We start from the raw sequence: 7,214 nt of genomic DNA on the forward strand, positions 1-7,214 counted from the left end.
TTCGAGAACATGGGCGCGCAGATGCTGCGCGAAGTCGCCTCCAAGACCAACGACACCGCAGGCGACGGCACCACCACCGCCACCGTGCTGGCCCAGGCCATCGTCCGTGAAGGCGCCAAGTCGGTCGCTGCCGGCATGAACCCGATGGACCTCAAGCGCGGCATCGATATCGCGGTCGCCGCCGTCATCAAGGACATCACCAAGCGCGCCAAGCCGGTTGCGTCTTCGGCTGAAGTCGCCCAGGTCGGCACCATCTCCGCCAACGGCGACGCCGCCATCGGTAAGATGATCGCCCAGGCAATGCAGAAGGTCGGCAACGAAGGCGTCATCACGGTTGAAGAAAACAAGTCGCTCGAGACCGAAGTCGACATCGTCGAGGGCATGAAGTTCGACCGCGGCTACCTGTCGCCCTACTTCGTCACCAATGCCGAGAAGATGACCGCCGAGCTCGAGGACGTCTATGTCCTGCTCGTCGAGAAGAAGATCTCCAGCCTGCAGGCCATGCTGCCGGTGCTCGAAGCCGTGGTGCAGTCGGGCAAGCCGCTCCTGATCATTGCTGAAGACGTCGAAGGCGAAGCCCTCGCCACCCTCGTCGTCAACCGCCTGCGCGGCGGCCTCAAGGTTGCTGCCGTCAAGGCACCGGGCTTCGGCGATCGCCGCAAGGCGATGCTGGAAGACCTTGCAATCCTGACCGGCGGTCAGCTCGTCTCGGAAGATCTCGGCATGAAGCTGGAAAGCGTCACGCTCGCCATGCTCGGCCGCGCCAAGAAGGTCGTGATCGACAAGGAAAACACCACCGTCGTCAACGGCGCTGGCAAGAAGCCTGCGATCGAAGCCCGGGTCGGTCAGATCAAGGCGCAGATCGAGGAAACCACCTCGGACTACGACCGCGAGAAGCTGCAGGAACGTCTGGCCAAGCTGGCCGGCGGCGTCGCGGTGATCCGCGTCGGCGGCGCGACCGAAGTCGAAGTGAAGGAAAAGAAGGATCGCGTGGATGACGCGCTGAACGCGACCCGTGCGGCCGTTCAGGAAGGCATCGTCCCCGGCGGCGGCACTGCTCTCCTCCGCGCCAAGAAGGCCGTCGGTCGTCTCACCAACGAGAATGCCGACGTTCAGGCCGGTATCAACATCGTGCTGAAGGCGCTGGAAGCTCCGATCCGCCAGATCGCCGAGAATGCCGGCGTGGAAGGCTCGATCGTGGTCGGCAAGATCCTGGACGAGAAGTCCGAGACCTTCGGCTTCGACGCGCAGACCGAAACCTATGTCGACATGGTCGCCAAGGGCATCATCGATCCCGCCAAGGTGGTGCGCACTGCACTGCAGGACGCAGCCTCGGTTGCCGGCCTGCTGGTGACCACCGAAGCCATGGTCGCCGAACTGCCGAAGGAAGCTGCACCGGCGATGCCGGGCGGCGGCGGTATGGGTGGCATGGGCGGAATGGGAGGCATGGGCTTCTAAGCCCTGCGCGCTCGCTCAACCGCTTTGTGATCGAAGGCCGCCTCCGGGCGGCCTTCTTTTTTGTCCTGATACAATGCGCCTGCGACTTATGGCCTTTCGCCTTGGTCGCGGTTCTGATTCAATCCCGTGATTGATCTTACATGGGTGGATTCAGCCAAATCCGCCCGGAGACACGTCGTTCACGTCCAGGGACTTTTGAAATGCGCGCGCTTCACCTTTGCCTGCTCGGCCTCACGGTCACCGCCTCGGTTGCGACCGTCCACCATGCCTTCGCCCAGGTGAAAACCGCGCCGAAGAGCCAGCCGGCAGGCCCGGAGACGCGCTATTTCACCTCGATCGACGGCGTCATGAACGGCAATGCCGACGTCATCCTGCGCGAGACGCGGCAGGGCAAGACCGTCACGGCCGCGACGCTTGATGTCTGCTATCCCGCCGAGAAGGGCAGCGAGCGCAAGGATCGCTTCGTCGCCAATCTGACCGTGAATGGTTCGACCCTCACCGGCGCGACGCAGACCCAGGTCGACAAGCTGCCGGTGACCATCAAGCTGAACCGCCGGCCGACCGGCGACACATTCGAATTCAAGGGCCAGATCTCGGTCGGCCAGACCAACAACAACGTGACGTCCTCGGACAATTCCGACCAGAGCGAAAAGGAATTCCAGGATAACCAGTCCACCGACGACAATATCGCACCGGCGCCGAAGGATTTCACCGAAGTCTCCCCCGAGGCCATCGCGGTCAAGATCAAGCTCGAAGCCGCGCTGGATTTCGTCCGCACGCTGCGCGGACAGGCCGTGGAAGTCGCACTGAACAGTCTGACAGTCTCCTGCGACGCGCTACGTGCCGGCGAGCAGGTCATCAGCCTGGCCATCGATCCGGAGCGCGCGGCCGCCTTCATCGCCAAGACCAAGACCTATCCCGGCGTGGTCAATGTCGGCTGGACCACCGGTGCCGTGGACATGGATCGCACCGTGCGCTTTGCGGCCGCCGACTGGCGCGATGGCGACAAGCTCAATCGCGACAAGCTGGCGACGACGCTGGCAAATGTTCTCGCCAAAACCATGTCGGGCAAGCCTGCGGGAAGTTCATGGGATGACGAGACTGGAAAACTCAAGCTGACCTTCAAGCGGCCGAGCCAGGTTCTCCCTGCGCTCGAATTGACCGAGACGGTCGAGATCAGTGCGATCATCGCTCCCGACAAGCCCGGCACGATAGACAAGCTTATCCTGTGGATCAGCACGCCGTCGGTCACCACTGCGGATGAGAACTCAGGCGCGAAGCTTGCTCTCGCGGATTCGCCGACGGTCGATGAGGAAAGCGATCCGCGCGACGACAACGGCGCCGTTGCGGCCGTCGCCGCCGAGTTCAAGGCGCAGCGTTGGGACGCGGATAATTCGAACTGGAAGTAGCCTGCTTCAACAAAGAAGCTCCCGCGCCTCCAGAACTCAGTTCGTATTCAGCCGAAACCGCAGCGACTTCGGCCCGACGAACGTCACTGCATCACCGCGTCGCTGCCAGTTGGTCGCGGCGCCGAGATCGGCCAGCAATTGATCGTCGAGCTGCGCCTGCGCATCGGTGCAGCTCCGATTCTCCATCGCACCCGCGACGAACACGATCGTATTGCCGGCGACCGAGAACTGTCCCTTGCCGCCCTTGCACCACAACTCTACCCGCGTCTCGCCGGCCTCGCCGATTTCCAGATTGGGTATCCGCTTCGAACCAGGCTGACGCTGCGCGTCGAGAGTCATCTCCATGCCGAAGGGAAACTCGTCGGCGGCATGCGCGGGGATGACAATCAGAAGTGCAGCGCCGGCAAAAGCACCCCGCAGCAATGTGGTCATGGCAGTCATATGAATTCTCGGCGTGATGGGATCGGCGACAATGGCCGCGGTTCTACGCGGGGGCACGACGATTGACCAGAACCGTCGGGAAACAATATGGCGCGAACGCGAAAATTCCCGCGGCCTTGCAGCCGCGGGAATCGATTTTCACGAATGGCGCGTGACTTACTTCAGAACCATCAGTGTGAACGGATAGACATAGGCCTGCAGCATCACGAAGCTGCCGACCATGCAGGCCAGCACGATCGAGTGCCAGAACACGAAGCGCAGAATGGTGCCCTCATGCCCGAACCAGTTGGTCGCGGTCGACGCCACAACGATCGATTGCGCATCGATCATCTTGCCCATCACGCCACCTGACGAATTCGCGGCACTCATCAGAATCGGTGACAGTCCGAGCTGTTCGGACGTGATCTTCTGCAGATTGCCGAACAGCACGTTCGATGCGGTGTCCGACCCGGTCAGCGCGACACCGAGCCAGCCGAGCAGCGTGCCGAAGAACGGGTACAGCACGCCGGTCGCAGCAAAGGCCAGACCGAGCGTCGCATCGACGCCCGACAGGCGCGTCAGCGTGCCGATGGCCAGCATCGCCGAGATGGTGATCAGCGAGTAGGCGCAGATCTTGATGGTGCGGCCATATTCCACGATCATCTTTGCGGGCGAGAAGCCCATGATGAAGCCGGAGATGATCGCCGCCAGCAACATGCCGGTGCCGGTATAGGAGACGTAGGTGAACGCGAACACCGCGCCTTCCGGCGTTGGCTTGGCGGCCACCGGTGGCACCTTGTTGATCATGTTGTGCAGTTCGGGCACCGGATAGTTCCAGGCGAAGATCGGGTTGACGATGCCCTTGAACCAGTTGGTGCCCCAGATCAGCAGGATGACGCAGAGGATGATCCACGGCGTCAGCGCCTTCCACACTTCGGCGGAGGTCAGCCTCTCGGTGCTCATCGGCTTCACCGGCGGCACGGTGGATGCGGAATCGTCGCGCTGACGCAGCGCGGCCGAGGTCCAGACCCTCTTCGGCTGCCAGACCTTCAGGAACAGGATCAGCGCGCCCATCGAGATCAGCGACGCACCGATGTCGACAATCCACGGATTGATGTAGTTCGAGATCACGAACTGCGGGATCGCGAAGGACAGAGCCGTGACGAGGATCGCCGGCCAGACTTCCTTCATGCCCTTCCAGCCGGCAAAGGCCCACACCACCCAGAACGGAACGATCATGGAGAAGATCGGCAGTTGTCGACCGACCATCGCGCCGAGCACGAAGGGATCGAAGCCGGTCACGGTGGCGAGGCCCTGGATCGGCGTGCCGAGCGCACCATAGGCGACCGGCGCAGTATTCGCGATCAGCGACAGGCCGGAGGCAGCCAGCGGCGAGAAACCGAGGCCGATCAGCACGGCGCCGGTGACCGCCACCGGCGTACCGAAGCCCGATGCTCCCTCGAAGAATGCGCCGAACGAAAACGCTATCAGCAGGATCTGCAGACGTCGGTCATTGGTGACGCCGCCGATGGCGCGCTGCAGCACTTCGAAACGGCCGCTGTCCACCGTGAGCCGATACATGAAGATGACGTTGAGAACGATCCAGCCAATCGGGAAGAAGCCGGTGACGATGCCGAGCGCCGACGCGCGAAGCGACATGTTGGCAGGCATCGTAAATGCGTAAATCGCCACGAGATTGGCCAGCACCAGGGCGATGATAGCGGCGATATGTGCCTTGACCTTGTTGGTGGCGATCAGGACCAGCAAGACGACAACCGGTATCGCGGCGACAAGCGTCGAGATCGCGCTGCTGTTGAATGGATTATAGACCTGATTCCACATGGCCGTTCTCCCCTGATGTTATTGCAGCGGCTCGATCGTTATCGATCGGCAAATTGCTGATTGTTCACTTGCGAGGGCATCCACGATCGGTCAAAGCCGATAGTGCCATGGCTGCGCGATGTGAGGCCCCCATGCCTCGATTTTGGTCATGCTAGGGTGAATCACAGTTTCGCGACAAGGCATCGCAGGCCATCAAACCAGCAACTTTAGTCTAAACGCTTCAATTCCATCCTGATTTGAGGGGCTTAGCGCCCTACTCCCGGAGACGACCCGTGAATAAAATCCGCTCCACGCTCGCGACCGTCTGGCGGATCGCGGTTCCCTATTTTCGTTCCGAGGACAAATGGGCGGGGATCGGATTACTTGCAGCGGTCATTACGATCGAGCTGGCGGTGGTCGGCCTCAGCGTGTTGTTCAATCGCTGGAACAACACGTTCTACAATGCTCTTCAGGAGAGAAACCTCGACGTCTTCACCTATCAGCTGGCTTACTTCAGCGTCCTCGCGGCCATCAACATCGCACTCAAAGTGTATCAGCTCTATCTCAACCAGTGGCTCCAGATCCGCTGGCGCCGCTGGATGACCGAGCGCTATCTCGGCAGCTGGCTGGCCGACGCCAACCACTACCGCATGCAGCTGCAGGGCGACGCTGCCGACAATCCGGACCAGCGCATCGCGGAAGACGTCCGATTGTTCGTCGAAAGGACGCTGGACATCGGGATCGGACTGCTGAGTTCAGTCGTCACACTGTTCTCCTTCGTAATCATCCTGTGGGGCCTGTCCGATGCAGCGCCGCTACATGTGTTCGGCCGCGATATCGCGATCCCCGGCTATCTCGTCTGGGGCGCATTGGTGTACGCCGTGATCGGCACCGCACTGACGCACTATATCGGTGCGCCATTAATGGCGTTGAATTTCCAGCAGCAGCGCTATGAAGCGGACTTCCGTTTCAACCTGGTGCGCGCTCGCGAAAACGCCGAGCAGATCGCGCTGCTGCGTGGCGAGCCTGTCGAGCGCCAACGACTCTCGACCCGCTTCCAGCTGGTCGTCGGCAACTGGCTCGACATCATGCGCCGCACCAAGAAGCTGACGTCCTTCACGGTCAGTTATCAGCAGATCGCGATCATCCTGCCCTATGTTCTGGTCGCACCGGCCTATTTCGCGGAGAAGGTCCAGCTCGGCGCGGTGATGCAGACAGCGGATGCATTCGGCACTGTGCAGGGCGCACTCTCGTTCTTCGTCACAGCGTATCGCACGCTGGCAGAGTGGCAGTCCGGCGTGATGCGTCTCGATGGCTTCGAACACGCCATCGCCAATGCGCAGGCGCAGACGACAAAGGCCGATATCGTTCACGTCGCAGAGACCGGCACCAGTGACATCGCGCTGGCCGGCCTCACGCTCGCGCTCCCCAACGGGGCTGCCATGGTTGAAACACCGGGCTTCAATTTCAGCCGCGGCGAACGCACGCTGCTTACCGGCCCATCGGGCTCCGGAAAATCCACGCTATTCCGCGCCATCGCCGGCATATGGCCGTTCGGCAAAGGCAAGATTTCGATCCCTGCGGATGCGGCAATCATGATGCTGCCGCAGCGGCCATACTTTCCGGTCGGCCCGCTGCAGGATGCGGTGGCTTATCCCGCTGAGACCGACGCATTCAGCCCACAGGAGATCGCCGATGCCGTCACGGCCGTAGGTCTGCCTGCGCTGGCGACCCGGCTTGATGAAGACGGCCACTGGAATCGGATGCTATCGCTCGGTGAGCAGCAGCGTCTCGGTGTCGCCCGCGCACTGCTGCAAAAGCCGCGATATCTCTTCCTTGACGAGGCTACGGCGTCACTCGACGAACCATCGGAAGCGGCTTTGTACCGGCTGCTGGAAGACGAGCTGCCTGGCACGACCATCGTTTCGATCGGCCACCGCAACACGCTCGATGCCTTGCATCAGCGCAGGGTATCGCTCACGCGATCCGGCGATCACTTCGCGCTGAGGGATGCAAAGGCCACGACAGACGCCTGAGAAATCACGCGCCCCGCTAGAGCGGTTCACGAATTTATTGAATCTGGAGGGATTCCGGTTCATCGGCGAA

General features: G+C 61.7%; 5 protein-coding genes. 3 read left to right on the forward strand and 2 right to left on the reverse strand.

Features of this window, described 5'->3' with window-relative positions:
• Positions 1 to 1,458 (forward strand): chaperonin GroEL (groL, locus tag ACEK02_RS18490; protein WP_371423034.1); only part of this gene is annotated, 1,458 nt, incomplete at its 5' end.
• A 200-nt stretch (positions 1,459 to 1,658) separates the two neighbouring features.
• Positions 1,659 to 2,867, forward strand: coding sequence for a hypothetical protein (locus tag ACEK02_RS18495; RefSeq protein WP_371423035.1), 1,209 nt, complete (start codon positions 1,659 to 1,661; stop codon positions 2,865 to 2,867).
• 36 nt (positions 2,868 to 2,903) lie between these two features.
• Here ACEK02_RS18495 and ACEK02_RS18500 read toward each other — a convergent pair whose 3' ends face one another.
• Complete coding sequence (locus tag ACEK02_RS18500; RefSeq protein ID WP_371423036.1) at positions 2,904 to 3,308, reverse strand: META domain-containing protein; 405 nt, start codon at positions 3,306 to 3,308, stop codon at positions 2,904 to 2,906.
• A gap of 156 nt (positions 3,309 to 3,464) precedes the next feature.
• The gene (locus ACEK02_RS18505; RefSeq protein ID WP_371423037.1) at positions 3,465 to 5,129 is read right to left on the reverse strand and encodes an L-lactate permease; all 1,665 of its coding nucleotides are present in this window, start codon (positions 5,127 to 5,129) and stop codon (positions 3,465 to 3,467) included.
• 272 nt (positions 5,130 to 5,401) lie between these two features.
• On the opposite strand from ACEK02_RS18505, the gene ACEK02_RS18510 reads away from it, so the two are divergent.
• On the forward strand, positions 5,402 to 7,144 hold the full coding sequence (locus ACEK02_RS18510) for an ABC transporter ATP-binding protein/permease (RefSeq protein WP_371423038.1): 1,743 nt from the start codon (positions 5,402 to 5,404) through the stop codon (positions 7,142 to 7,144).
• The last annotated feature ends 70 nt before the right edge of the window (positions 7,145 to 7,214 follow it).

The sequence above is a fragment of the Tardiphaga sp. genome (assembly GCF_041424195.1).
Taxonomy (GTDB): Bacteria; Pseudomonadota; Alphaproteobacteria; order Rhizobiales; family Xanthobacteraceae; genus Tardiphaga.